Source organism: Shinella zoogloeoides (assembly GCF_020883495.1).
GTDB lineage: Bacteria > Pseudomonadota > Alphaproteobacteria > Rhizobiales > Rhizobiaceae > Shinella > Shinella zoogloeoides.
Window position 1 is genome coordinate 96,479 of the sequence record NZ_CP086611.1, and the last position, 23,769, is coordinate 120,247.

General features: G+C 64.9%; 24 protein-coding genes and 1 pseudogene. 9 read left to right on the plus strand and 16 right to left on the minus strand.

Translation table 11 applies throughout. From position 1 onward, the window contains the following. Window positions 1–25: 25 nt before the first annotated feature. From minC to K8M09_RS20035, 3 genes are all read right to left on the minus strand, one after another. Complete coding sequence (gene minC, locus K8M09_RS20025) at window positions 26–769, minus strand: septum site-determining protein MinC (RefSeq protein WP_160785796.1); 744 nt, start codon at window positions 767–769, stop codon at window positions 26–28. A gap of 422 nt (window positions 770–1,191) precedes the next feature. Beyond that, the gene (gene putA / locus K8M09_RS20030) at window positions 1,192–4,854 is read right to left on the minus strand and encodes a trifunctional transcriptional regulator/proline dehydrogenase/L-glutamate gamma-semialdehyde dehydrogenase (protein ID WP_160785795.1); all 3,663 of its coding nucleotides are present in this window, start codon (window positions 4,852–4,854) and stop codon (window positions 1,192–1,194) included. A gap of 35 nt (window positions 4,855–4,889) precedes the next feature. Next, complete coding sequence (locus K8M09_RS20035) at window positions 4,890–5,099, minus strand: hypothetical protein (RefSeq protein ID WP_160785794.1); 210 nt, start codon at window positions 5,097–5,099, stop codon at window positions 4,890–4,892. A 165-nt stretch (window positions 5,100–5,264) separates the two neighbouring features. On the opposite strand from K8M09_RS20035, the gene K8M09_RS20040 reads away from it, so the two are divergent. Together K8M09_RS20040 and K8M09_RS20045 are read left to right on the plus strand one after the other, a co-directional pair. Beyond that, window positions 5,265–5,747 carry an Lrp/AsnC family transcriptional regulator gene (locus K8M09_RS20040; RefSeq protein ID WP_160785793.1) on the plus strand — a complete coding sequence of 161 codons (483 nt, stop codon included), beginning with the start codon at window positions 5,265–5,267 and terminating at the stop codon, window positions 5,745–5,747. A gap of 87 nt (window positions 5,748–5,834) precedes the next feature. Continuing rightward, a complete protein-coding gene (locus K8M09_RS20045) occupies window positions 5,835–6,026 on the plus strand; it encodes a DUF3008 family protein (protein WP_160785792.1) in 192 nt (63 codons plus the stop codon). Between the two features lie 11 nt (window positions 6,027–6,037). Here K8M09_RS20045 and K8M09_RS20050 read toward each other — a convergent pair whose 3' ends face one another. After that, a complete protein-coding gene (locus tag K8M09_RS20050) occupies window positions 6,038–6,493 on the minus strand; it encodes a MarR family winged helix-turn-helix transcriptional regulator (RefSeq protein ID WP_160785791.1) in 456 nt (151 codons plus the stop codon). Between the two features lie 81 nt (window positions 6,494–6,574). Here K8M09_RS20050 and hmgA point away from each other — a divergent pair, with 81 nt between their 5' ends. Continuing rightward, window positions 6,575–7,903, plus strand: a complete 1,329-nt coding sequence (hmgA, locus tag K8M09_RS20055; protein ID WP_160785790.1) for a homogentisate 1,2-dioxygenase — start codon at window positions 6,575–6,577, stop codon at window positions 7,901–7,903. Window positions 7,904–7,905: 2 nt separating this feature from the next. Here the strand turns inward: hmgA and K8M09_RS20060 are convergent, their stop codons facing one another. Beyond that, a complete protein-coding gene (locus K8M09_RS20060; protein WP_170299471.1) occupies window positions 7,906–8,466 on the minus strand; it encodes a DUF2585 domain-containing protein in 561 nt (186 codons plus the stop codon). A 113-nt stretch (window positions 8,467–8,579) separates the two neighbouring features. Here K8M09_RS20060 and K8M09_RS20065 point away from each other — a divergent pair, with 113 nt between their 5' ends. From K8M09_RS20065 to K8M09_RS20080, 4 genes are read left to right on the plus strand one after another with little or no spacing between them, the layout of a single operon-like run. Then, window positions 8,580–9,596: a fumarylacetoacetate hydrolase family protein gene (locus K8M09_RS20065; RefSeq protein ID WP_160785789.1), complete on the plus strand. Its 1,017-nt coding sequence runs from the start codon at window positions 8,580–8,582 to the stop codon at window positions 9,594–9,596. A 4-nt stretch (window positions 9,597–9,600) separates the two neighbouring features. Next, window positions 9,601–10,245: a maleylacetoacetate isomerase gene (gene maiA, locus K8M09_RS20070; protein ID WP_160785788.1), complete on the plus strand. Its 645-nt coding sequence runs from the start codon at window positions 9,601–9,603 to the stop codon at window positions 10,243–10,245. 57 nt (window positions 10,246–10,302) lie between these two features. Beyond that, window positions 10,303–10,542, plus strand: coding sequence for a type II toxin-antitoxin system VapB family antitoxin (locus K8M09_RS20075; RefSeq protein WP_160785787.1), 240 nt, complete (start codon window positions 10,303–10,305; stop codon window positions 10,540–10,542). After that, window positions 10,542–10,937 (plus strand): type II toxin-antitoxin system VapC family toxin, encoded by a 396-nt coding sequence (locus K8M09_RS20080; RefSeq protein WP_160785786.1) that lies wholly within the window; start codon window positions 10,542–10,544, stop codon window positions 10,935–10,937. Before K8M09_RS20075 ends, K8M09_RS20080 begins: the two co-directional genes overlap by 1 nt. 35 nt (window positions 10,938–10,972) lie before the next feature. Here the strand turns inward: K8M09_RS20080 and K8M09_RS20085 are convergent, their stop codons facing one another. Both K8M09_RS20085 and K8M09_RS20090 read right to left on the minus strand, forming a co-directional pair. Then, complete coding sequence (locus tag K8M09_RS20085) at window positions 10,973–12,454, minus strand: NAD-dependent succinate-semialdehyde dehydrogenase (RefSeq protein ID WP_160785785.1); 1,482 nt, start codon at window positions 12,452–12,454, stop codon at window positions 10,973–10,975. Window positions 12,455–12,545: 91 nt separating this feature from the next. After that, window positions 12,546–13,823, minus strand: coding sequence for a 4-aminobutyrate--2-oxoglutarate transaminase (locus K8M09_RS20090; protein ID WP_160785784.1), 1,278 nt, complete (start codon window positions 13,821–13,823; stop codon window positions 12,546–12,548). A gap of 203 nt (window positions 13,824–14,026) precedes the next feature. Between K8M09_RS20090 and K8M09_RS20095 the strand changes: the two genes are divergently transcribed. Continuing rightward, on the plus strand, window positions 14,027–14,842 hold the full coding sequence (locus K8M09_RS20095; protein ID WP_160785783.1) for a MerR family transcriptional regulator: 816 nt from the start codon (window positions 14,027–14,029) through the stop codon (window positions 14,840–14,842). 61 nt (window positions 14,843–14,903) lie between these two features. After that, a complete protein-coding gene (locus K8M09_RS20100) occupies window positions 14,904–15,299 on the plus strand; it encodes a VOC family protein (RefSeq protein WP_160785782.1) in 396 nt (131 codons plus the stop codon). On the opposite strand, the gene K8M09_RS20105 is transcribed toward K8M09_RS20100, so the two are convergent. The 9 genes and pseudogenes from K8M09_RS20105 to K8M09_RS20145 all read right to left on the minus strand — a co-directional run bounded on the left by K8M09_RS20105 (window position 15,292) and on the right by K8M09_RS20145 (window position 23,652). Next, window positions 15,292–16,200 carry a DMT family transporter gene (locus K8M09_RS20105; protein WP_160785781.1) on the minus strand — a complete coding sequence of 303 codons (909 nt, stop codon included), beginning with the start codon at window positions 16,198–16,200 and terminating at the stop codon, window positions 15,292–15,294. The two genes, K8M09_RS20100 and K8M09_RS20105, sit on opposite strands and share 8 nt — an antisense overlap. 80 nt (window positions 16,201–16,280) lie before the next feature. Then, on the minus strand, window positions 16,281–17,159 hold the full coding sequence (locus K8M09_RS20110; RefSeq protein ID WP_229342491.1) for a DMT family transporter: 879 nt from the start codon (window positions 17,157–17,159) through the stop codon (window positions 16,281–16,283). 274 nt (window positions 17,160–17,433) lie between these two features. Further along, entirely contained in the window at window positions 17,434–18,867 is a 1,434-nt protein-coding gene (locus K8M09_RS20115; RefSeq protein WP_160785780.1) for an aldehyde dehydrogenase family protein, read from the minus strand. 12 nt (window positions 18,868–18,879) lie between these two features. Next, the gene (locus K8M09_RS20120; RefSeq protein WP_160785779.1) at window positions 18,880–19,608 is read right to left on the minus strand and encodes an MBL fold metallo-hydrolase; all 729 of its coding nucleotides are present in this window, start codon (window positions 19,606–19,608) and stop codon (window positions 18,880–18,882) included. Window positions 19,609–19,613: 5 nt separating this feature from the next. Continuing rightward, window positions 19,614–19,814: a TOBE domain-containing protein gene (locus K8M09_RS23790; RefSeq protein WP_380734748.1), complete on the minus strand. Its 201-nt coding sequence runs from the start codon at window positions 19,812–19,814 to the stop codon at window positions 19,614–19,616. A 459-nt stretch (window positions 19,815–20,273) separates the two neighbouring features. Beyond that, window positions 20,274–20,699: pseudogene (locus K8M09_RS20130) on the minus strand (ABC transporter ATP-binding protein); the annotation flags it as partial. After that, entirely contained in the window at window positions 20,696–21,484 is a 789-nt protein-coding gene (locus K8M09_RS20135) for an ABC transporter permease (protein ID WP_160785777.1), read from the minus strand. The gene K8M09_RS20135 and the pseudogene K8M09_RS20130, both read right to left, overlap by 4 nt. Window positions 21,485–21,487: 3 nt before the next feature. Continuing rightward, window positions 21,488–22,351 (minus strand): ABC transporter permease, encoded by an 864-nt coding sequence (locus K8M09_RS20140; protein WP_160785776.1) that lies wholly within the window; start codon window positions 22,349–22,351, stop codon window positions 21,488–21,490. A gap of 224 nt (window positions 22,352–22,575) precedes the next feature. Beyond that, window positions 22,576–23,652, minus strand: a complete 1,077-nt coding sequence (locus K8M09_RS20145; protein ID WP_160785775.1) for a polyamine ABC transporter substrate-binding protein — start codon at window positions 23,650–23,652, stop codon at window positions 22,576–22,578. Window positions 23,653–23,769: the final 117 nt, after the last annotated feature.

Consider the following 23,769-nt stretch of genomic DNA (forward strand, 5'->3'; position numbering starts at 1 on the left):
TGTGTCTCCAGTGCGTTGGATTTCGTCAGCCGAGAGTCGCGGCCTTGATTGTTTCGCCTTCCAGCCAGACCTGCCCGGGCTTGCCGCGCAGCTCCGGCTCCATGTCGTCCGCCGTCTTGTAGAACCCGTCGATGGCGATCAGCTCGGCTTCCAGCTTGCGGCAAAAAATGCGCGCTGCGGCATTGCCCGTGGACCCCGCCATCGCCCGGCCGCGCAGGGGGCCGTAGACGTGGATGGAGCCGCCCGCGACGATCTCCGCGCCCGAGGCGACGGAACCGATGATGGTGACGTCGCCTTCCGGGAAGAAGATCGACTGGCCGGAACGCACGGGCCGCGAGACGACCAGCGACGGCGTCGTCGGGACCGGCACGGCGGCGACGGGTGCCGGGTCTGCCACCGGTCTGGCGGCTTGCGCCGGTGCCGCCGGCTCGCCTTCCGGGGCCTCGATATCGCCCGCCGGGCGTCCGTCGGTCATGGCCGGCGGCATGTCGGGGCCGAGCAGGGAGGAGCGCGCGCCCTCGATGCCCATGACGCGCACATTGCGCGCATTGAGCTGGTCGACCAGCTCGCGCAGCTCCGCGCGGTCGATATCCAGCCCTTCGACGTCCAGCACCACCGGCCGGCGAAGGAAGAAGCCGGCCGAACGGGCGGCGAGGTCGTCGAGCCGCCGCAGCCAGTCCGCGAAGGGCAGCTCCGGGGTCAGCGCAAGCGCAAGGAAGGACCGCCCCTTGAGGCGGATCGGCCGGGGTTGAGTTAACACGTCAGTCATCTTGGTTAATTTTCGGTAGCCCCGGTGTAGCGGTGAAATGGTTAACAAATGGTTAATTTGCAGGTCAGGCTGGCGCGAGGCATGCCTTGCCGACGCCGATATCGGCGATCCGGCGGCAGGAGGAAACGTAGAGGTAGACGCGCCTTATTTGCCGCGCCCGGGGCGGGTGGCGGAGGCGATTTTGGCGGGGGTGATGTGGGGTGATTCGGGCACGGGAATTGGGGGGCGTGTGGAGCACTGCCCCTCACCCTAGCCCTCTCCCCGCAAGCGGGGAGAGGGGACGTGCCCCACGCAACATTGGTGATTTGGGAAAACGGCGCGGCATATCCCTTCTCCCCGTTTACGGGGAGAAGGTGGCCGGCAGGCCGGATGAGGGGCCGTCCTGAAGAGAGTGTCGCGGCGGAACCCGCCGCGACATAGGATCAGCCGATGGCCATCAGGCTGGCATTGCCGCCGGCGGCGGCGGTGTTGATGGAGGTCGAAACCTCCTCCAGCAGCCAGTTGAGGCAATAGGCTTCCGGGTCGCTGGTCAGTTCCGCGGTGGTCGCCGCCTGCACCAGCACGAGCGGGCCGGGAAGGGCGGCGATCTTGCGGTTGACGCGCTGCACGTCTTCGGCCTCGCCCTCGACGAGCGCGCCGGCGAACGGGCTGTCCTTCGCCCAGTCCGCCGTCCACGACAGGCGGGCGGCGACGGAGGCGGGGAGGTCGGCGAGGACGGGCTTCAGCGCATCGACGCTGTCGATGACGATCTGGTTGCCCGTTGCGAGCGCCGCCGCGATCTGGCGCAGGAGGCCGTCTTCGGTCTTCGGCACGAGGAGGATGCGGCCGCGCGGATGCAGCGCATAGATGTTGCGTTCACCGACCGGGCCGGGCAGTTCCCGTTCCAGGCCGAGCGCGGAGCGGTTGGCGAAGCTGCGCGCCGTGCCGCCTTCCGCCGCCTTGCCCTTGTGGTCGAGCCAGGTGATGAAGTCGCGCAGCGCCGGGTCGGTATGCACCGAATCCTGCTGCGGCGGGACCGGGGCCTTCTGCACGAGGCGGCCGATATAGAGCGGGCCGCCGGCCTTGGGGCCTGTGCCGGAAAGGCCGCGTCCGCCGAAAGGCTGCACGCCGACGACCGCGCCGATGATATTGCGGTTGACGTAGATATTGCCGACCTTGATGCGGCTGACGACATGCGCGATCGTCTCGTCGAGGCGCGTGTGCAGGCCGAAGGTGAGGCCGTAGCCGGAGGCGTTGATGTCGTCGATCAGCCGGTCGAGATCGGCGCGGCGGAAGCGGATGACGTGCAGCACGGGCCCGAAGACCTCGCGCTTGAGGTCGGAGAGCGTCTTCAGCTCGATGATCGTCGGCGGAACGAAGGTGCCGTTCTCGGTGCCGGCCGGCAGCGGAAGCTGCTCGACCTTGTTGCCGAGTTCGCGCATGTGCTCGATATGCTTGACGATGCCGTCGCGGGCCTCAGCGGTGATGACCGGGCCGATATCGACATTGAGGCTGTCCGTGCGGCCGAGCGTCAGTTCTTTCAGCGCGCCCTTCAGCATGGTGAGCGTGCGGTCCGCGACGTCGTCCTGCAGGCAGAGCACGCGCAGCGCCGAGCAGCGCTGGCCGGCGCTGTCGAAGGCCGAGGCGATGACGTCGCCGACGACCTGTTCGGCAAGCGCCGAGGAATCGACGATCATGCCGTTCTGCCCGCCGGTTTCGGCGATCAGCGGGATCGGCTTGCCGGTTTGCGAAAGGCGCTCGGCAAGCTGGGCCTGGATGAGGCGGGCGACTTCCGTCGAGCCGGTGAACATGACGCCGGCCGTCTTCGACGCGCCGACAAGCGCCGCGCCGACGCGGCCTGCGCCCGGCACAAATTGCAGCGCGCCGGCCGGAACGCCGGCTTCGTGCAGGATCTTCACGCTCTCATGGGCGATGATCGGCGTTTCCTCGGCAGGCTTTGCCAGCACGGCATTGCCGGCGACGAGTGCGGCGGCGACCTGTCCGGTGAAGATGGCGAGCGGGAAGTTCCACGGGCTGATGCAGACGATCGGGCCGAGCGGCAGATGCGCCGGGCCGAGCGTGCGGCGCGCCTGTTCGGCATAGTAGCGCAGGAAGTCGACCGCCTCGCGCACTTCGCCGATGGCATTGGCCGCCGACTTGCCGGCTTCGCGCATGATGATGCCCATCAGCGGCTCGATGCGGGCTTCCATGAGGTCCGCCGCGCGGTCGAGGCAGGCGGCGCGCTCGGCAGGCGAGGTCGCGGCCCAGGCCGCGACGCTGTCGGCGGCCATGGCGACGATGCGCTCGGCATGCTCCGCCTTGATCTCGGTGACGCTGCCGACGGTATCGCGGTGGTCTGCGGGGTTCAGCACGTCGCTCGTCTCGCCGGCGGTGGAGCCATCCGCCAGAAGCGGTGCGGCGTGCCACTGTTTCGCGGCGGTGCCGGCGAGCTCACCGGCAAGCTCGGCAAGGGTCGTCTCGTTGGAGAGGTCGAGGCCCTTGGAGTTCTCGCGGTTCTTGCCGAAGAGGTCGCCCGGCAGGGCGATCTGGTCGTGCTGTGCGCCGACGACGGGCATGGCGGCGACGATATCGACCGGATCGGCGATCAGCGATTCCACCGAGACCTTGGGGTCGGAGATGCGGTTGACGAAGGAGGAGTTCGCGCCGTTCTCGAGAAGACGGCGGACGAGATAGGCCAGCAGCGTCTCATGCGTGCCGACGGGCGCGTAGATGCGGCAGGGCCGGTCCAGCTTCTCCTTGCCGACGACCTCGTCGTAGAGCGGCTCGCCCATGCCGTGCAGGCACTGGAATTCATACTTGCCGACGGAGAAATCCGGGCCGGCGAGCTGGTAGATCGTCGCAAGGCTCTGGGCGTTGTGCGTGGCGAATTGCGGGAAGACGGCATCCGGCGCGGCCAGCAGCTTGCGGGCGCAGGCGACATAGGCGACGTCGGTATAGATCTTGCGGGTATAGACCGGGAAGCCTTCGAGACCATCGAGCTGGGCGCGCTTGATCTCGGCGTCCCAATAGGCACCCTTGACGAGGCGCACCATGACGCGCCGGCCGGAGCGGCGGGCAAGGTCGATGATGAAGTCGAGCACGAAGGGGCAGCGCTTGCCATAGGCCTGCACCACGAAGCCGAGGCCGTTCCAGCCCTTGAGGTCCTCGTCGAAGCAGAGGCCTTCAAGCAGGTCGAGCGAGAGTTCCAGACGGTCGGCTTCCTCGGCGTCGATATTGAGGCCGATATCGTAGCTCTTGGCGATGGCGGCGAGCGCCTTCACCTTCGGCAGCAATTCGCCCATGACGCGCTCGGCCTGCGCGCGGACATAACGCGGATGCAGCGCCGAGAGCTTGATGGAGATGCCGGGGCCGTCATAGATGCCGCGCCCGTCCGAGGCCTTGCCGATGGCGTGGATGGCCTTCTCGTAGTCGCGGTAGTAGCGCTCGGCGTCGGCGGCCGTCGTCGCGGCTTCGCCCAGCATGTCGTAGGAATAGCGGAAGCCGCGCGCTTCGAGCGGCTTGGAGCGCTTCAGCGCCTCCTCGATGGTCTCGCCGGTGACGAACTGCTCGCCCATCATGCGCATCGCCATGTCGACGCCGCGGCGGATGACCGGCTCGCCGGCGCGCGCGATGAGGCGCGTCAGCGCGGCGGAAAGGCCGCGGTCGTTGACGGTGGAGGTGAGCTTGCCGGTGACGACGAGGCCCCAGGTCGCGGCGTTGACGAACATCGACTTGCCGCCGCCGATATGGGAGGTCCAGTCACCCTCGGCGATCTTGTCGCGGATCAGCGCGTCGCGCGTGTCGGTGTCCGGAATGCGCAGCAGCGCTTCGGCAAGGCACATCAGCGCCACGCCTTCCTGGCTCGACAGCGAATATTCCTGCACCAGACCCTCGACGCCGGTGCCCTTGTGCTTGGCGCGCAGCGCCTCGATCAGCGTGCGGGCGGTGCTGCGGATGTCGTAGCGCTCGGCTTCCGTGACGCGGGCGCTAGCGACGAGCGGCGGCAGGCATTCGGTTTCCGGGCGGCGATAGGCGGCGGTGATGGCCTGGCGCAGTTCACTCTGCGGGCGGATCGGCGGGGCGAAATTGGCGAAGGGGTTCTGCATGGAAAGACCTATGAGACGCGGGGTTCGGTAGGAAATCAGCGGATGAAGGCAATCGACGGCTCGTCCCAGTCGGGGACGTCATGGAACTCCGGCGCGTGGTGGAGCAGGATGCTCGGCTCACCGCGCGCGGACCGCTCCGCCTTGATGCTGCAGGCCGCAACCAGCGCCCTTATGCCGAGCGGCTTGTAGTGGCTGAGAAGGTCCGGCCGCATGCTATCATCGAAGCTCTTGTCGTGCACCATCATCCCCCTGTGCTTGACGCCGGATCGCCGCGCGCGCCGGCCGCATCGAAGACGGCCGGATCTTGCATGGTCGATCCGGGAAACTGGCGCGGACAATATCACGATGCTGAAAAACAAATGGACTTCAAATTGTCTTCGTTTAGGCTGATCGCATCTATTTTTTGAAGAATGGAGGGCGATTTGCCTGATATTTCCCATGTGGATGGGTCGTTGGACGCCTTCGACCGGAAAATCCTCGAGGAACTCACGGAAAACGGCCGCATCCCCGTCGCGGAGCTGGCGGAAAAGGTGGGCCTCTCCAAGACGCCCTGCCAGAACCGCTTCAAGCGGCTGATCGCGGAAGGCTTCATCCAGGGCTTCAAGGCGATCCTCAACCCGTCGAAGATGAACCTCGACCATATCGCCTTCGCCGAGGTGAAGCTGACCAACACCCACGAGGAGGCGCTGAACAGCTTCAACGCGGCGGTCAAGAAGATCAAGGAAGTGGAGGAGTGCCACATGATCGCCGGCCGCTTCGACTATCTTCTGAAGATCCGCACCCGCGACATCAAGAAATACCGCCTCGTGCTCGGCGAGCGCATCTCGAACCTGCCTTACGTCGCCAATACCTCGACCAATGTGGCGATGGAGACGGTGAAGGAGCGGGGGTGACGAGCCGTTCGGCACGGCCACCCCGGAACATCGGGTGACGGCGGGCGTTTGCCGATATCGACGCTGATATCGTCAAGGGAGGCCGCCATGCCGGCAAAATCGAAAGCGCAGCAGAAAGCTGCGGGAGCGGCGCTCGCCGCGAAACGCGGCGACATGAAGAAGAGCGCGCTCAAGGGCGCATCACGGAGCATGGAAAAATCCATGTCGGAAAAGGAACTGGAGGAATTGGCCTCGACCAGCCACAAGGGCAAGCCTGAGCACGTATCGAAATCGGGCTGACGCGGGCGCCGTCAATCCTTCGGGCCGCGCCGGACGGGTTCCGGCGGCAGTTTTGCCTCGATGGCCGCAAGGCCCGCTTCGAGCTGCCGGAGGCCGTCCGCCAGAAGCCGCGCCATCTCCTCCTCATAGGCCCGGGCAAGTGTGATCATCTCGCCGTAGATGCGCTTGCCCGCCGGCGTCAGTTCCAGATGCTCGATGCGGCGGTCGCTCATGTCCTCGCTGCGCTTCAGCCAGCGCTTTTCCTCCAGCGCGCGCACCGCGCGGGACACCTTCGTCTTGTGCATGCTGGAATTGGCGCCGATCTCCGTCGCCGTCATGCGGCCATAGGACCCGAGGGCGGCGAGCGCGCGCCATTCCGGCCGGGTCATCCGGTAGCGGCTGCGATATTGCGCGGCAAAACGCTGGCTCACCCGCTCGGCCGCTTGGTTGAGCCGGTAGGGCAGGAAAGTCTCGAGCTTGAAATCCATGGCAGGCCGCCTTGATGGTTACAAAATGGACAGTTACATCTGCAACCATCTGATAAAGAGCCTTGCAGAGGAGGGCAAGCCATGGCGGAGAGCACCAGCAGCCTGAAATACATGCCGGGCTTCGGCAACGATTTCGAGACGGAATCCCTGCCGGGCGCGCTGCCGCAGGGCCAGAACAGCCCGCAGAAGTGCAATTATGGCCTCTATGCCGAGCAGCTTTCCGGCTCGCCCTTCACTGCCCCGCGCGGCACCAACGAGCGCTCCTGGCTCTATCGCATCCGCCCGAGCGTGCGCCACACCCGCCGTTTCTCCAATGCCAGCTATCCGCACTGGAAGACCGCGCCCTGCCTCGACGACCACTCCCTGCCGCTCGGCCAGCTCCGCTGGAACCCGCTGCCCGCGCCGGAGGAAACGCAGAATTTTCTCGAAGGCCTCCGCACCATGACGACGGCCGGCGACGTGCTGACGCAGGTCGGCATGGCCGCACACGCCTATACGTTCGATGCCGACATGGTGGACGACTATTTCTTCAATGCCGACGGCGAACTGCTGGTCGTGCCGCAGCTCGGCGCGATCCGCGTCTTCACCGAAATGGGCATCATGGATGTCGAGCCGCTGGAAATCTGCCTCATCCCGCGCGGCATGATGTTCAAGGTCTCGCGTATCGGCGAGGGCGATGTCTGGCGCGGCTATGTCTGCGAGAACTACGGCGCGAAGTTCACCCTGCCGGATCGCGGCCCGATCGGCGCGAACTGCCTTGCCAATCCGCGTGACTTCAAGACCCCCGTCGCCGCCTATGAGGACAAGGAGACGCCCTGCCGCGTGCACGTCAAATGGTGCGGCAAGTTCTACGTCACCGAGATCGGCCATTCGCCGCTCGACGTCGTCGCCTGGCACGGCAACTACACGCCGTTCAAATACGACCTTCGCACCTATTCCCCGGTCGGCGCGATCCTCTTCGACCATCCCGATCCGTCGATCTTCACTGTGCTTACGGCCCCGACCGAGGAGGCCGGCACGGCGAATATCGACTTCGTCATCTTCCCGCCGCGCTGGATGGTGGCCGAGCACACCTTCCGCCCGCCGTGGTATCACCGCAACATCATGAGCGAGTTCATGGGCCTGATCCACGGCCAGTACGACGCCAAGGAGGAGGGCTTCGTGCCCGGCGGCATGAGCCTGCACAACATGATGCTGCCGCACGGCCCGGACGCGACGGGCTTCGAGAAGGCGTCCAACACCGAGCTGAAGCCCGTCAAGCTCGACCACACCATGGCCTTCATGTTCGAGACGCGCTTCCCGCAGCAACTCACCAGGTTCGCCGCCGAACTGGAGACGCTGCAGGACAACTATCTCGAATGCTGGGACGGTCTGGAACGCAAGTTCGACGGCACGCCGGGTATTAAGTGAACCTAACCACCCTGCCAGGCCTTCACGGCGTCCAGCGGCCAGACGAGCATCAGGATGTTCAGCGCCAGCCCGTCGCGGATGAGCCAGGTCGTGGTTGCCTCGAAGACGACGATGAGCGCGACGCTTGCCCAGACGGGCAGGCGCGAAGCGAGGAAGAAGCCGACGACCATCGCGAAAATATCCGCGCTGGAATTGATCACGCTGTCGCCGAAATAGTCGAGCGAGATCGTCGCTTCGCGGTAGCGGTTGATGATCATGTCGGTGTTTTCGAGGATTTCCCAGGCGCATTCCACGATGAGCGCCAGCGTCAGCCGCACATTGATGCCCGCCCTGGGGAGGATCAATGTGAAGAGGCCGTAGAACAGGATGCCGTGAATGATGTGGCTCGGCGTGTACCAGTCGGAAAGGTGCTGCGAGTTTTCCGAAGAAAACACCACGCCATGCCACAGTTTCACATATCCGCACTTGCAGATGAGCGGCTGACCCATCGTATAAAGGATGGCTGCCGTCGCGGCGATGAAGCCGGCGGTGATCAGCAGGGAATTTCGGACCGTGCGGTTCAAGCGGGATTTCCTTGGAGAGGCGATGCGGCGCGGATGCGGCGCATGCGGGTGGAGACAGGCGGCCGGAAGATGACACGATCCGCCGGCCGGAAACAAGATCGGGAGCGACACGCATGAAACTTGCGACACTGAAGGATTCCACCCGCGACGGCCGTCTGGTCGTCGTTTCGCGCGACCTGACGCGCTGCTCGGAAGTGGGCCATATCGCCCGCACCCTGCAGGCGGCGCTGGACGACTGGGCGCATGTCGCGCCACGGCTGGAACGGGTCGCCGAAGGGCTGGAAACCGGCTCGCAGCCGACAACCCGCTTCCACGAGCACGACGCAACCTCTCCGCTGCCGCGCGCCTACCAGTGGGCGGATGGCTCGGCCTATGTCAATCACGTCGAACTGGTGCGCAAGGCCCGCAATGCCGAGATGCCGGAGAGCTTCTGGACCGACCCGCTGATGTACCAGGGCGGCTCCGACAGCTTCCTCGGTCCGCGCGATCCGATCTTCGCTTCCGACGAGGCCTGGGGCGTGGACATGGAGGGCGAGATCGCCGTCGTCGTCGACGACGTGCCGATGGGCGCGAGCGTGGAAGAGGCGCGCGATGCGATCCGCCTCGTCATGCTCGTCAACGACGTCTCGCTGCGCGGTCTCATTCCGGGCGAGCTTGCCAAGGGGTTCGGTTTCTTCCAGTCGAAGCCGTCTTCCGCCTTCTCCCCCGTCGCCGTGACGCCGAATGAGCTGGGCGACGCCTGGGACGGCGGCAAGCTGCACCTGCCGCTCCTCGTCTCGCTCAACGGCAAGGCCTTCGGCAAGGCCAATGCCGGCGTCGACATGACCTTCGATTTCGGTCAGCTCGTCGCCCATGCGGCCAAGACTCGCCCGCTCGTCGCCGGCTCGATCATCGGCTCCGGCACGGTCTCCAACAAGCTCGACGGCGGTCCCGGCAAGCCGGTTTCCGAGGGCGGGGCGGGTTATTCCTGCATTGCCGAGGTCCGCACCATCGAGACGATCTCGACCGGTGCGCCGAAGACCCCCTTCATGAAGTTCGGCGACATCGTGCGCATCGAGATGAAGGACAAGTCCGGCCACTCCATCTTCGGCGCCATCGAGCAGACCGTGACGCGCTACGAAAAGGACTGACCCGATGAGCGAGGAGATCGTGCTCTACGACTACTGGCGCTCTTCCGCCAGCTATCGCGTGCGCATCGCGCTCGAAAGCCTCGGCCTCGCCTATAGGCGGGTCTCCGTGGACCTTCTGGCCGGTGAACAGCGCGCCCCGGAACACCGCGCCCGCAACCCGCAGGGCCTCGTCCCGGCGCTGGTGATCGACGGTCAGACGCTGACGCAATCCCTCGCCATCATCGAATATCTCTCGGAAACGCGCCCCGAGGCGCGTTTCCTCCCCGCCGATCCGCTCGGGCGGCAGCGCGTACGCACGCTCTCCTATGCCATCGCCATGGAAATCCACGCCGTCTGCAACACGGGCATCGTCGGCCACGTCATGGATATCACCGGTGGTGGAGACGAGGTTCGCAGCAACTGGATGAAGAAATTCATCGGCGAAGGCCTCGCCGCCGTCGAAGCCCTGCTCGACAACCCCGCCACCGGCACCTTCTGCCACGGCGACACCCCCACCATGGCCGACTTCTGCCTCGTCCCGCAGGTCTACAACGCCAACCGCTGGGGTGCCGACATATCCGGCCTGAAGCAGGTGCGCCGCATCGCCGAAACCTGCCTCGATTTACCGGCCTTCAAGGCGGCGCATCCGGAGGCGGCGAAGGGGGCTTGAGCTTTGAAAGGCGGATGAAGCGTGCTATATATACCCCTAGCAGTAAAGGGATATACCATGCCGCTCTATGTGAAGGATCAGGAAGTCGACAGGCTCGCCGACCGGCTTTCCGCTCTGCGCAAGGTCAGCAAGACCGAGGCGGTGCGGCAGGCTTTGGCGCATGAACTGGAGCGGGTTGAAAGCGAGCCGACGCTGGTGGAGAAGGCTGTCGCCATGACCCGAGCGCTGAACCAGAAGTATTCTCCGACTGGTCTCAAGGCCGATAAGGCCTTCATCGATAGCCTATACGAGGACTGATGTTTATCGATGCCTCGGCCATCGTCGCCATGATGGCGGATGAAAGCGATGCGACGATACTATCCGCGCGTTTGATGAGCGCTGGTACGAGGGTGACATCGCCGATGGCGCTTTGGGAAGCGTCTGTCGCTTACAGCAGGATTTTCGGACTTGAGCCGCAAGCGGCCTTGCGTGAGGTTCAGGCCTATATTCGTCCCTTCGATGTTACCGTCGCTGCGATCGAGCCGGCAATGACGGCGGCTGCCGTCGATGCCTATCAACGTTTCGGCAAGGGGCGTCATCCCGCGGGCCTCAATTTCGGCGATTGCTTCGCCTATGCCTGCGCCCGGCATTTCAACATGCCGCTGCTCTACAAAGGCGATGACTTCGCCAAAACGGATATCGAAGCCGCATAGAAACCGCCCCGCCGAAGCGGGGCGATTCGGGATCGTCAGGCGACATCCCCCATGCAGACGTATTTCAGCTCCAGATAATCATCCGCGCCGTGGGCCGAGCCCTCGCGGCCGAGGCCGGACTGCTTGATGCCGCCGAAGGGGGCGGCTTCGGAGGAGATGAGGCCGGTATTGACGCCGACCATGCCGTATTCCAACGCTTCCGCCACCTTCCAGACCTTCTTGAGGTCGCCGGCGAAGAAGTAGGCGGCAAGGCCGAATTCGGTGTCGTTGGCCTGCTCGATCACATCCTCGACCGTGTCGAAGCGGAAGAGCGGGGCGACGGGGCCGAAGGTCTCTTCCTTCGCCACCGTCATGCCGCGGGCGACGCCCTTCAGCACGGTCGGCTCGAAGAAAGTGCCCTTGCCCGTGACGCGCTTGCCGCCGGCAATGACCGTCGCGCCCTTGGAAACGGCGTCGGCGATGTGCGCCTCGACCTTGTCGATGGCGGTTTCCTCGATCAGCGGGCCGATGGTCGTGCCCTTGTCGAAGCCGTCGCCAACCGAAAGCTCGGCGACCTTCTTCGCCAGCTTCTCCGCAAAGGCGTCATAGACATTCGACTGCACGTAGAGCCGGTTGGCGCACACGCAGGTCTGGCCGGCATTGCGGTACTTCGAGGCCATCGCGCCTTCGACGGCGGCGTCGAGATTGGCATCGTCGAAGACGATGAAAGGCGCGTTGCCGCCAAGTTCCAGGCTGACCTTCTTGATCTGGTCGGAGCATTGACGCATCAGGATGCGGCCGACTTCCGTGGAGCCGGTGAAGGAGATTTTGCGCACCTTCGGATTGAAGCACAGCTCCTTGCCGATGGCGGGGCCATCGGTGCCGAGGATGATGTTGAAGGCGCCGGCCGGAATGCCGGCCTTTTCCGCCAGAACGGCAAGGGCGATGGCCGAAAGCGGCGTCTGCTCGGCCGGCTTGGAGACCACCGTGCAGCCGACGGCAAGCGCCGGGGCGGCCTTGCGCGCAATCATTGCGGCCGGGAAGTTCCAGGGCGTGATCGTACCGACGACGCCGACCGGCTGCTTGATGACGAGCATGCGCTTGTCGGCGGAGGGAGCCGGGATCGTCTCGCCGTTGATGCGCTTGGCCTCTTCCGCGTACCATTCGATATAGGAGGCGGCATAGAGGATTTCGCCCTTGGCTTCGGCCAGCGGCTTGCCCATTTCGGCGGTGAGGATGGCGGCGAGTTCATCGGCATTGGCGATGATCAGGTCGAACCACTTGCGCAGCAGCACGGAGCGGTCCTTGGCCGGACGGGCGGCCCAGAGCGGCTGGACCGCATAGGCAGCGTCGATGGCGGCGGCCGTCTCGCTCGCGCCCATTTCCGGCAGCGTCGCCAGCTTCTCGCCGGTCGCCGGGTTTAGGACGTCGAAGGTCGCAGCGCCGTTGCCGCCGATCCAGTTGCCGTTGACATAGCCGGCATCGCGCAGGAGGTCGGTCGACTTCAGGTGCTTCGTAAGAGCATCATGGAAAGCCATGGTTCGTTCCTTTGGGACATGGAAGGCCGTTCACCCGGGGCTATGCCCCGGGTGTCGCCTTGAGAGGATTGGGTTCGGTCGCTTGTGCCGGTCAGGCGCTGCGGGCTTCGACCATGGACGCTTCGAGAATGTCGAGCGCCTCGGCAAAAACCTCGTCCTGGATGGTGATCGGCGCGAGGAAGCGGATGACGTTGCCGTGTACGCCGCAGGTGAGCAGGATCAGGCCCTTTTCGAGGGCTTTCAGGCGCACCTTGTTGGCGAAGTCGGCGCTCGGCTGCTTCGTGGCGACGTCGTTGAATTCGACGGCGTTCATGAAGCCCGGGCCGCGGATGTCGACGATTTCCGGAATCTTGTCCTGCAACGAGGCGAGGCGCTGCTTGAGGCGCGCGCCGAGGTTTTCAGCACGGTTGCACAGGTCCTCGTCCTTGATGACGTCGAGAACGGCATGGGCCGCCGCAACGCCGATCGGGCTGCCGGCATAGGTGCCGCCGAGGCCGCCCGGGCCGGGGGCATCCATGATTTCCGCACGGCCGGTGACGGCCGCAATGGGGAAGCCGCCGCCGAGGCCCTTGGCCATGGTCATCAGGTCGGCCGCGATGCCGTAATGCTCCATGGCGAACATCTTGCCGGTACGGGCAAAGCCGGTCTGCACTTCATCGGCGATGAGCAGGATGCCGTGCTGGTCGCAGATCTCGCGCAGCGCCTTCATGAAGCTGGCCGGAACCGGGTAGAAGCCGCCTTCGCCCTGCACCGGCTCGACGATGATCGCGGCGACGCGGTTCGGGTCGACGTCGGCGGCGAAGAGCTTCTTCAAGACGTTCAGCGACTGCTCGACCGTCGTGCCGTGGGCTTCGATCGGGAAGGGCGCGTGGAAGACGTCGCCCGGCATGGCGCCGAAGCCGACCTTGTAGGGCACGACCTTGCCGGTCAGCGCCATGCCCATGAAGGTGCGGCCGTGGAAGCCGCCCGAAAAGGCGATGACGGCCTGGCGGCCGGTGGCGGCGCGGGCGATCTTCACGGCGTTCTCGACGGCTTCCGCGCCGGTCGTGACGAAAATCGTCTTCTTGGCGAAGTTGCCGGGGGTGACGGCGTTCAGGCGCTCGGCCAGTTCGACATAGTTCTCGTAAGGCACGACCTGATGGCAGGTATGCGTGAAGCGGTCGAGCTGCTTCTTGACGGCCTCGATGACGCGCGGGTGACGGTGACCGGTATTGACCACGGCGATGCCGGCGGCGAAATCGATATAGCGATTGCCTTCCTTGTCCCAGATTTCCGCATTCTCCGCGCGGTCTGCATAGATCTGCGTGGTCATGCCGACGCCGCGCGAAATGGCGGCGTTCTTGCGGTCTGTCAGAGGCGTGGCGGTCATGGCGCTATCCTGAATCTGGAGGCTTCGTTTTGCGGGATTTGCATTAACTTGCATTTTTTCTGCAAGTCTCAAGTGGAATTCCTACATTTTTTCTGCAAGAATGCAATGGCATTTTACGAGCGCAATGCGACGGAATTTCAAACCCCGCGCGGCTCACGCGGGAATGCGATAGAACGATACCACAGAATCAGGGATTTGACGCGATGGGTTCCGGCGAGCCGGTGCATTACAAGGTGGCGGAAGCCGCGCGGATTGCCGGCGTTTCGGCCTCCACGCTCAGGCTCTGGGAGGCGCAGGGCCTCGTCGTGCCCGGCCGCTCGGATACCGGCCACCGGCAATACAGCGCCGAGGACGTTGCGCGGCTGAAGCGCATCGCCTGGTATCGCACCGAACGCGGCCTCAACCCCGCCGCCATCCGCGAGGCGCTGGAGGCCGAGGAGCCGGCGACGGATACCGGCGCATTCGAGGGCGACGCGCCGCAGGGCGTCGGGCGCAAGCTGCGCAGCCTGCGCCATGCCGCCGGCAAGACGCTGGAGCAGGTCGCCGGCGATATCGGCGTCGCAACTTCCGTTCTCTCCACCTTCGAGCGCACCTCGCAGGGCGTGACCTTCCGCGTGCTGCACGACCTTGCCGATTACTACGGCACGACCGTCTCGAAGCTCTCGGGCGAGGAGGAGCAGGACAACCGCTCCATCGTCCGGGCGGGAGAATGGAAGCTGTGGCCGGAGACATCGCCGGGCGTCACCGTGCAGGTGCTGGCCGATGGGCGCAACATGATGGACTGCCACCGCTTCGTGCTCGCCCCCGGCGCGTCGAGCGATGGCGCGTACCGGCACGACGGCGAGGAGTTCGTCCATGTACTTGCCGGCCGCATCGAGATCGTGCTCGACGGCCACGAGTTCCACGACCTCGGCCCCGGCGACAGCCTCTATTTCGAAAGCTGCCGGGGACACGCCTGGCGCAACCGCCACGACAGCGAGACGGTGCTGATCTGGATCAATACGCCGCCGACCTTCTGAGCTTGACGCGCCGCCGGCCATGGGGTTCCTGTCCGCAGCGTCTGAAAAACAGGAGAAAGCCATGGCGAAATCCATCCATTCCATGATCCGCGTGCTGGATGAGGGAAAATCCGTGGACTTCTATGGCAGGGCCTTCGGTCTTGCCGTCGCGGAAAGGCTCGATTTCGAGACCTTCACGCTCATTTATCTCAGCAATGCGGAAAGCGAATTCGAGCTGGAGTTGACGGTCAACAAGGGCCGTACCGAACCCTACCAGCTTGGCGATGGCTACGGCCATTTCGCGGTTTCGGTCGGCGATCTCGATGCGGAGCACGCCCGCATGCGCGATCTTGGCCTTGCGCCCGGCAAGATCGTCGACTTCAACCGCGACGGCGGCCTCCTGGCCCGTTTCTTCTTCGTCACGGATCCGGACGGCTACAAGATCGAGGTCCTGCAGCGGCACGGCCGCTTCAAGTAGAGGGCGCGCGCCGCTTCAACTGCTGTTCGCGGAAGAAGATGAAAAGGCCTGAGGCGACGATGAAGCCGGCGCCCACCAGCATGGCCGGGCGCGGCATGTCGCCGAAGAACATCCAGCCGAAGACCACGGCCCAGAGCAGCAGCGTATATTGCAGCGGCACGACGGTTGCGGCATCCGCCAGCTTGAGCGAGCGGTTGACCAGCATATGTGCGCTCATCGCCACGATGCCGAGCAGGCTCAGCAGGCCGAAATCGACGCCGCTCACCGGCGCCCAGCCGGCGGGATCGGCAAGGCACATGACGGCGGCGAAGATGCCCGCGCCGGCGACCTGCCAGAAGACCAGCGTCGTATCGGGCGCGGCGCGCAGCGACCGGCCGAGCACCATGGCAAGGCCGAAGGCGATGCTGCCGGCCAGCGCGATCAGGGCCGGCAGGGTGAAGGTTTCCTTCGAGGGCGAAAGCGCGATCAGCACGCCGACGAAGCCGACGATGATCGCCGTCCAGCGCCGCCAACCGACCTTTTCGCCCAGCATGAAGGAGGAAAGCGCGGCGACATAGATGGGGGCGGCGAGCCAATAGGTCATGGCGTCGGCAAGCGGCATATAGGCGACGGCGAAGTAGAAGCCCGAGGCTTCGAAGGCGAAGAGGGCGGCGCGCAGCAGATGCAGCCTCGGCCGGTCGACCTCGATCAGCCGCCGCCAGCCCACCCGCCAGAAGAAGGGGGCGAGAACGACGAGCGCGGCAAAGCTGCGGATCAGCATGAGCTGGCCGACGGAATAGGTCGCGACCAGCCATTTGCCGAGCACGTCGTTCAGCGAGAACATCACCATGCCGAGCAGCATCAGCAGCACGCCGAGACGGGCGGAGCCGGAGGCGGATGGGGAGGCGGCGATATCGGACATGGCGGAAACCCGGATATTGGAACGGCAGGGCTTTGGCACATTCCACCCGGCCGATCCAATCAGCAATTTTGATGGCTCGATCAGCCGCGTCGGGCGACGAGGATGCCGGCGAGCACGATCAGGCCGCCGACAGCCTGCAGGAGGCCGATGGGTTCCGACAGGAGAAGCCAGGCGAGGATTGCCGCGACGACGGGTTGCAGGAGCAGCGTCAGCGAGGAGAAGGCCGTCGGCAGATAGGCGAGGGCGTAGGTCACCAGCCCCTGTCCGCCGACATGGCTGATGAAGGCAAGGCCCAGCACCATGGCCCAGCCGAAGAGCGTTACCGGCACCATGCCGCTCTCGAAGAAGAAGGCGAGCGGCAGCATGCAGACGGCGGCCGAGAAGGTCGTCCAGATCATGATGCGCAGGGTGGAGAAGCGCGAGCGCACATGGCCGAGCGACAGCATGTAGCAGGCATAGAAGATCGCAGCGACGATGGCCGTCGCATCGCCCGCAAGCTGCCCGCCGCCGATGGCTGCCGGCCCGCCCTTCAGCACGATCACGCCGATGAGCGCCAGCGCCAGTCCTGCGAGGAAGACCGGGGTGATGCGCGTGCGGAATATGAGCCAGGAGCCGATCGTCACGAAGACGGGCGCGAGGTTGGCGAGCAGCGTTGCATTGGCGACGGAGGTCATGGTGAGCGAGAGGTGCCAGGCGGCAAGGTCGATGGCGAGGAATGCGCCGGGCAGCGCCAGGAAAAGGTAGTCGCGGAGGCCGGCGGGCGTCTCGTCCGCCTGCTTCGTCACGCGCGAGATCAGGAGGAAGGGCAGCAGCGCCAGCGAGACGCGCCAGAAGGCCGTGGCCATCGGCCCCACCTCGGAAAGTCGCACGAAGATCGGCGACCCGCCGATGGCGGCGCCCCCGATGAGAAGGGCGATCAGGGCAAGGCGGCTATGGCGGGAGGCGGCAAGTGACGACACGATGGCAGTCCGAATGGGGAGGGTGCCAGCGAGCTATCAGACCGCACCGGTTTGAACCAGATGGCGGGCGCTAATTTAGGGGGAATCTTTCGGGTGCCGAGGGCTTCGGCGAGCCGCTCTCCACTCTCTCCGTCATCCTCGGCCTCGTGCCGGGGATCTGCCAACCTATCGAAGATCGCGAGGTTCGCAGATGCCCGGGGTAAGCCCGGGCATGACGAAAGAGAGGGGGCAGATGTTTAGCGGCGTCCTGTCGGACGCCGCCTTTGGGCCTGTCTCAGGCTGCGTCCGGCCGGTGAACCGTCTTCACTTCAAGGAAGTCCTCGAGGCCGAACATGCCGCCTTCGCGACCGTTGCCGGACTGCTTGAAGCCGCCGAAGGGGCTGCCGTAGCGGTGCGGTCCGCCGTTGATATGCACCATGCCGGCGCGAAGGCGGGCGGCGACGCGCTCGGCGCGGTCGGGGTTGCCCGTCTGCACATAGGCGGCAAGGCCATAGGCCGTGTCGTTGGCGATCGCGATGGCTTCCTCTTCCGTGTCGAAGGGGATGATCGCGAGAACCGGGCCGAACACTTCTTCCCGCGCGATGCGCATGTTGTTGTTCACATCGGCAAAGATCGTCGGCTTGACGAAATAGCCGGTCTCGAAACCGTCCGGCTTGCCGGGGCCGCCGACGAGAAGCCGCGCGCCTTCGGCAACACCCGCCTCGATCAGCGCCTGCACCCGGCCGAACTGGATATGCGAGACGAGCGGGCCGATATGCGTGCCCTCTTCCTCCGGGTTGCCGACGGTGGCTTCCTTGCCGGTACGCTCGGCGATCTCGACCACCTTGTCGTAGACCGAGCGTTCGACGAGCATGCGGGTCGGCGCGTCGCAGGACTGGCCGGAATTGTTGAAGCATTCGCGGATGGTGCCGGAAACGCGGTCTTCAAGGTCGGCATCGGCGAAGACGAGATTCGGCGACTTGCCGCCCAGTTCCAGCGTCACGCGCTTGACCGTTTCGGCCGCATCCTTGCTGACGGCGATGCCGGCGCGGGTGGAGCCGGTGAAGGACATCATGTCGACGTCCTTGTGCTTGGAAAGCGCCGCGCCGCATTCGATGCCGTCGCCGTTGACGAGGTTGAACGTGCCCGCCGGGAAGCCGGCCTCATGCACCATCTCGGCATAGAGCATGGCGTTGAGCGGGGTGAATTCGGAAGGCTTCAGCACGCAGGTCGAACCCGTGGCGAGCGCCGGAACCACCTTCAGCGCGATCTGGTTGATCGGCCAGTTCCAGGGTGTGATGAGGCCGCACACGCCGATGGGTTCGCGGCGCACGACGTCGCCGTTCGGCAGCACTTCGCGGTTCTTGAGGCGCTTCAGCGCATCGATGAAGCCCTGGAGGTGGCCGACGCCGACATCGGCCTGCTGCTCGGTGCTCATGGTGATCGGTGCGCCGAGTTCGAGCGTGATGGTGCGGGCCATCTCGTCATAGCGGCGCTTGTAGATTTCCAGCAGCTTTTCGAGCAAGGCGAGGCGCTCTTCCACGCTGGTCTGGCTGTAGGTCGCAAAAGCCTTCTTGGCGGCGGCGACGGCGCGGTCGATATCGGCGGCGGTGCCCATGGTGATGACCGCGACCGGCTTTTCCGTCGCCGGGTTGATCACGGTGAGGTCATTGGGCTTCAGCGGGTCGACCCACTGGCCGTCGATGTAGAATTTGCGCTTGTCGAGCATGCTTTTCTCCCGTCACTTCTGTTTTTCGTCGAGCCAGCCGCGGATGAGCTGGCGATAGCGTTCCCTGCCGAAACTTGGAAAATGGCCGCCATGCACCAGCCGCACCGGCAGGGTCAGGAGCCGTTCCATCGAGGCGATATAGTCCGTCAGGTCGGAATGGTAGGTGTCCTCGATCAGCGGGCCATCGTAGACGATGTCGCCCGAGAACAGAATTTCGGTCGCCTTTTCATAGAGCGCAATACCCCCTGGGGAGTGGCCCGGCGTATGGATGACTTCGAACTGCCGGTCGCCGAGATCGATCACGTCGCCGTCTTCGAGAATGCGCGTCGCAGGCGCCTTCTTCACGGCGTAGCATTTCGAGCAATAGGGTTCGGGCGGCAGCGCGTCGAAAATCTCGTCGGTGACGTAGGGATCGGCCAGCGTGTTCTCCCGCGTCGGATTGGCGAGAAGATCGGCCTCTGCCGAATGCACCGCGCGGCACTCGAATTCGTGGTGGCAGCCGATATGGTCGAAATGCGTGTGGCTCGCCACTGCGATCAGCTCTCGCTCCGTGACGAGCGGCACCCATTCCCGAAGCGAGACGACGCCCATGCCGCTATCGACCAGCATGTCGCGGGCGCGCCCGCGGATGTGCCAGACGTTGCAGCGGTAGAATTCCTGGATATAGGGCTCGGAAATAGCGGTCACGTCGTCGTCGAGGCGACGAACGCTGTACCAATCCTCCGGCCGGATGCGTTGCATCGATCCTAAACTCCCGCCCCGTCCTGAAGCACGACGATGCTATCCGCCTTCAGCCGAAGGTCAAGCTCCGCGCCGACCTCCGGCGTTTCGGTCTGCGGCAGATGGGCGGTGAGCGCCGTGCCGCCAGCGGCGACATGGCAGCGGTGATGCGTGCCGAAGAAGGCGCTGCCGGTGATGCGCCCATGGCCGAGCGAGACGGTGGGCACATCGGCATTTGCGGACCGGAAATGCTCCGGGCGGATGCAGAGCGTGACCGCGCTGCCGGTTAGGGGGAAGCCGGAGACGAAGGTGGAAGCCGGCAGCATGGCGCGGCCGAGCGCGGTTTCCACTTCCGCTTCGCTGGCGGCGGTGCGGATGACCTTTGCCGGCAGGAAATTGGCCTCGCCCATGAAGCCGGCGGAAAACAGCGAGCGCGGGCGCATGTAGATCGAGGCCGGCGTGCCGACATCCTCGATACGACCCTTGTTCATCACGACGATGCGGTCGGCGATCGCCATCGCTTCCTCCTGGTCGTGGGTGACATGCACGAAGGTGGTGCCGACGCGCTTCTGGATCGCCTTCAATTCGTCCTGCATCTGCCGGCGCAGTTTCAGGTCCAGCGCGCCGAGCGGCTCGTCGAGCAGCAGCACGTCGGGATCGACCGCTAAGGCCCGGGCGAGCGCCACGCGCTGACGCTGGCCGCCCGAAAGCTCGTGCGGCTTCTTGGCGGAGGACGCCTTGAGGCCGACGAGATCGAGATAGGAGAAGGCCTTCTCGTAGCGCTCCGCCTTGCCCATGCCACGCATGCGAAGGCCGAAGCCGACATTGTCGCGCAGGCACATATGCGGGAAGAGCGCATAGTCCTGGAACATGGTGGTCGTCGGTCGTTTGGCCGGCGAGACATAGGTCATGTCGCGCCCGCCGATGGCGACCGTGCCCGAGGTCGGCTCGATGAAGCCGCCGAGAATGGAGAGCAGGGTGGTCTTGCCGCAGCCCGACGGGCCGAGCAGCACGATGAACTCGCCCGCCGCGATATCGAGCGAGACGTCGTCCAGCGCCCGGAACGCGCCGAACTCCTTGGTGGCGTTCTTGATGGAAACGTCGGCGGTCATGAGGGTTTCCCGGTTTTTCTGAAGACCGTCAGTTCCATGAGGACGAGGAACACGACGGAGATGAGGAAGACGACGCTGCCGATAGCGTTTGTCTTGGGATCGAGGCCGGAGCGCAGCATGCTCCAGATCTCGACGGGCAGCGTCACGTCGAAGCGCGACAGCAGGAAGGCGACGATGAACTCATCCCAACTGAAGGTGACGGAAAGGAAGAAGGCGGCGAGGATCGACGGCAGCAGCATGGGCGCGGTGACGAGCAGCATGACCTGCCAGTCCTTCGCCCCGAGGTCGCGCGCCGCCCGCTCGATATTCACCTGATGCCCGCCCATCGAGGCGTAGATGATGGCGAAGCAGAGCGGCAGGTTGATCACCACATGGCCGATGCCGACCGTCACGAGCGAAAGCCGCATGCCCGTCACGTTCAGCATGGAGAGGAGGCCGAGGCCGATGATCAGCGTGCTGACGGTCATCGGCGCGACGATGAGGCCGCGCAGGAGGGCGGAGGCCGGCAGCGTGTAGCGGGCGAAGGCGTAGGCCGCGAGGAAACCGAGGATGCACGCGACGGCCGAGGAGATGACCGCCACCAGCAGCGAATTGCCGAGCGCCGCCATCAGCTTGCCGTCGGAAAAGACCGCCTCGTACCAGCGCAGCGTCAGCCCGTTCAGCGGCGGCACCGGCAGCGTCCCGTCCTGGAAGGAGAAGAGCACCAGCACCACGACGGGCAGGAAGATGAAGAGATAGATGAGGCCGGCATAGAGCGCGGCGAGGGCGGTGGAAAGCTGCCGCATGGATCAGGTCCTTTCCATCTTCAGCCAGCGCGCGCAGGCGATATAGGCGAGCGTCACCACCGCCATCAGCACCAGCGAAAGCGCCGCCGCCATCGGGAAATCCGCCCGCCGGCCGAGTTGCAGCATGATGACCTGCGGCAGCACCAGCTCGTTGTTGCCGCCGAGAATCTGCGGCGTGATGTAGTCGCCGATGCACAGCACGAAGGTCAGGAACGCGCCGACCATGATGCCCGGCAGCGTCAGCGGCAGCACGACATGCCAGAAGGTCTGGAAGGCGTTCGCCCCGAGGTCCGCCGCCGCGCGGCGATAATTCGGCGAAAGCTGGATGAGGTTGGCGTAGATCGTCAGCGTCAGCAGCATGACGAAGAAATGCACGAAGCCGATCACCGTGCCGGTGCGATTGGCCGAAAGCTCCAGCGGTTCGGCGATGATGCCGATGGAGAGTAGCGTCTGGTTGACGACGCCGCCCTTGGAGAGCACCAGCAGCCAGGAATAGGAGCGCACCACATAGGAGGTCCAGAACGGCAGGATCGCCATGACGAGGGCGAAGCGCTGCCATTTCTTCGGCACCCGCTCGGCGATGATCCAGGCAAGCGGATAGGCGAGTAGCACGGAAATGACGGTGACGGTCGCGGTGATTTCCAGCGAGACCACCAGCCCCTTGAAGAAATGCGCCTTCTGGAAGAAGGCGACATAGTTGTCGAGCGTCCAGGTCGCGACGATCTCGCGCCCCTGCCGCGTCCAGAAGCTGATCGCCACCATGTAGGCGAAGGGCACGAGGAAGAACAGCGCGGTCCAGAGCAGCCCCGGCAGGGCAAAGGCCCATGCCTTGCGGCGCTCCGCGCGTTCGAGGGCTGTGGCGGTCATGGGGTGGGTCTCCGTTCGCGCTTTACGGACGCGCCCTACGGCTTCGCCCTTCATCCGCCCGCCGGCATATTCTTCCCGCAGGCGGGGAAAAGGTATATGCCGCACCGTATCCCACCCTGTCACAGTTCACAGGGCAAGTCCCCTCTCCCCGCTTGCGGGGAGAGGGGTAGGGTGAGGGGCAACCTTGTGAAGCAATCTGCGTGCGTGGCGGTATGCTTCGTGCCTTACTGCTGCAGCATCTCCGTCCAGATATCCTGCATCGCCGCATCCATGTCGGCATCCGCCACCGGATAGAGCTGCGAATTCTTCAGGTATTCCGGCTGCTTGTCCCAACGCAGCGCCGTCTTCTGCTGGTCGGTGAGGTGCTCGCCGGCCTTGGCGTTCGCCGGCATGGCCCAGTAGCAGGAGGAGGTCGCAAGCCGTGCCTGCCCCTCGGGGCTGACGATATACTGCACGAATTTCAGCGCCAGATCCTGCTTTTCGGAATTCTTGAACACGCCGATGGACTGCGCCCAGCGCAGCGCGCCCTGCTTGGGGATCGTCCAGTCGAGATTCGGCTTTTCCGCCGAAAGCCCGGCCGTCAGCCACTCGCCGCCGCCGGCGACGATGTCGACTTCGCCGGTCGCCAGCGCCGTCTGCGAGGCGACGACGTCGCTCACCTGGCGGGAGACTTTCTTCATCTCGAAGAGCTTTTCCTTGATCGCCGGCAGGTCGTCCTGCGTGAGGTCGGCCGTCTTCTTGCCGATGGCGACGCCCGTCAGGCCGACCATGGGAAGATAGTAGTCATAGAGCGCGATACGGCCCTTGTACTTGTCCGACCACATCACCGTGAGGTCTTCCATGTCGGCCGGGTCGACCTTCGTCTTGTCGTAGGAGATCGTGTTGTAGCCGAACTTTTCCGTGACGGCGTAGACCTTGCCGTCGCGGGTCGTCGTCTCGTCCATGCGCACTTCGGGGAAGAGGTCGCCGAGCGGCAGCTTGTCGGCCGGCATTTCGCCGAGAATGTCCATGTCGATGGCGCGCGGCACGTCGACGGCGTCGATGACCAGCACGTCCCAGTCGCCCGGACGGGACTGCTCGATGATCGAGATCGCCGCGCCCGTGCCCTCGTATTCCTTGAGGTTCACCTTGACGTTGTTGGCCTTCTCGAACGGCTCGACCAGCGCCGGGTCGGTGTGGTCGCACCAGACGAGGGCGTTCAGCTCGTCCTGCGCCATCGCCCCGGCGGGTACAAGGGTGGCGGCTGCTGCGGTGGCAAGAAGCATGCGGCGGGCGAAGCCGCCGGAAACGGTTTTCGTCATCGTCTTTCCCTCTGGCTGAAGGCGCGTGGCCTTGCTTGTGACGCTCGTTGCGGCGTCTTGAGAAAAAGATTGAACGAGTTCATTTTTTAAGTCAATCTCATTTTTGAAGAGATTCAG

Bases quoted from the DNA above. Each gene is read 5' to 3' on its own strand.
- minC (WP_160785796.1), bottom strand. From the start codon at position 769: ATGACTGACGTGTTAACTCAACCCCGGCCGATCCGCCTCAAGGGGCGG.
- putA (WP_160785795.1), bottom strand. From the start codon at position 4,854: ATGCAGAACCCCTTCGCCAATTTCGCCCCGCCGATCCGCCCGCAGAGT.
- K8M09_RS20035 (WP_160785794.1), bottom strand. From the start codon at position 5,099: ATGATGGTGCACGACAAGAGCTTCGATGATAGCATGCGGCCGGACCTT.
- K8M09_RS20040 (WP_160785793.1), top strand. From the start codon at position 5,265: ATGGAGGGCGATTTGCCTGATATTTCCCATGTGGATGGGTCGTTGGAC.
- K8M09_RS20045 (WP_160785792.1), top strand. From the start codon at position 5,835: ATGCCGGCAAAATCGAAAGCGCAGCAGAAAGCTGCGGGAGCGGCGCTC.
- K8M09_RS20050 (WP_160785791.1), bottom strand. From the start codon at position 6,493: ATGGATTTCAAGCTCGAGACTTTCCTGCCCTACCGGCTCAACCAAGCG.
- hmgA (WP_160785790.1), top strand. From the start codon at position 6,575: ATGGCGGAGAGCACCAGCAGCCTGAAATACATGCCGGGCTTCGGCAAC.
- K8M09_RS20065 (WP_160785789.1), top strand. From the start codon at position 8,580: ATGAAACTTGCGACACTGAAGGATTCCACCCGCGACGGCCGTCTGGTC.
- maiA (WP_160785788.1), top strand. From the start codon at position 9,601: ATGAGCGAGGAGATCGTGCTCTACGACTACTGGCGCTCTTCCGCCAGC.
- K8M09_RS20075 (WP_160785787.1), top strand. From the start codon at position 10,303: ATGCCGCTCTATGTGAAGGATCAGGAAGTCGACAGGCTCGCCGACCGG.
- K8M09_RS20080 (WP_160785786.1), top strand. From the start codon at position 10,542: ATGTTTATCGATGCCTCGGCCATCGTCGCCATGATGGCGGATGAAAGC.
- K8M09_RS20085 (WP_160785785.1), bottom strand. From the start codon at position 12,454: ATGGCTTTCCATGATGCTCTTACGAAGCACCTGAAGTCGACCGACCTC.
- K8M09_RS20090 (WP_160785784.1), bottom strand. From the start codon at position 13,823: ATGACCGCCACGCCTCTGACAGACCGCAAGAACGCCGCCATTTCGCGC.
- K8M09_RS20095 (WP_160785783.1), top strand. From the start codon at position 14,027: ATGGGTTCCGGCGAGCCGGTGCATTACAAGGTGGCGGAAGCCGCGCGG.
- K8M09_RS20100 (WP_160785782.1), top strand. From the start codon at position 14,904: ATGGCGAAATCCATCCATTCCATGATCCGCGTGCTGGATGAGGGAAAA.
- K8M09_RS20105 (WP_160785781.1), bottom strand. From the start codon at position 16,200: ATGTCCGATATCGCCGCCTCCCCATCCGCCTCCGGCTCCGCCCGTCTC.
- K8M09_RS20115 (WP_160785780.1), bottom strand. From the start codon at position 18,867: ATGCTCGACAAGCGCAAATTCTACATCGACGGCCAGTGGGTCGACCCG.
- K8M09_RS20120 (WP_160785779.1), bottom strand. From the start codon at position 19,608: ATGCAACGCATCCGGCCGGAGGATTGGTACAGCGTTCGTCGCCTCGAC.
- K8M09_RS20135 (WP_160785777.1), bottom strand. From the start codon at position 21,484: ATGCGGCAGCTTTCCACCGCCCTCGCCGCGCTCTATGCCGGCCTCATC.
- K8M09_RS20140 (WP_160785776.1), bottom strand. From the start codon at position 22,351: ATGACCGCCACAGCCCTCGAACGCGCGGAGCGCCGCAAGGCATGGGCC.
- K8M09_RS20145 (WP_160785775.1), bottom strand. From the start codon at position 23,652: ATGACGAAAACCGTTTCCGGCGGCTTCGCCCGCCGCATGCTTCTTGCC.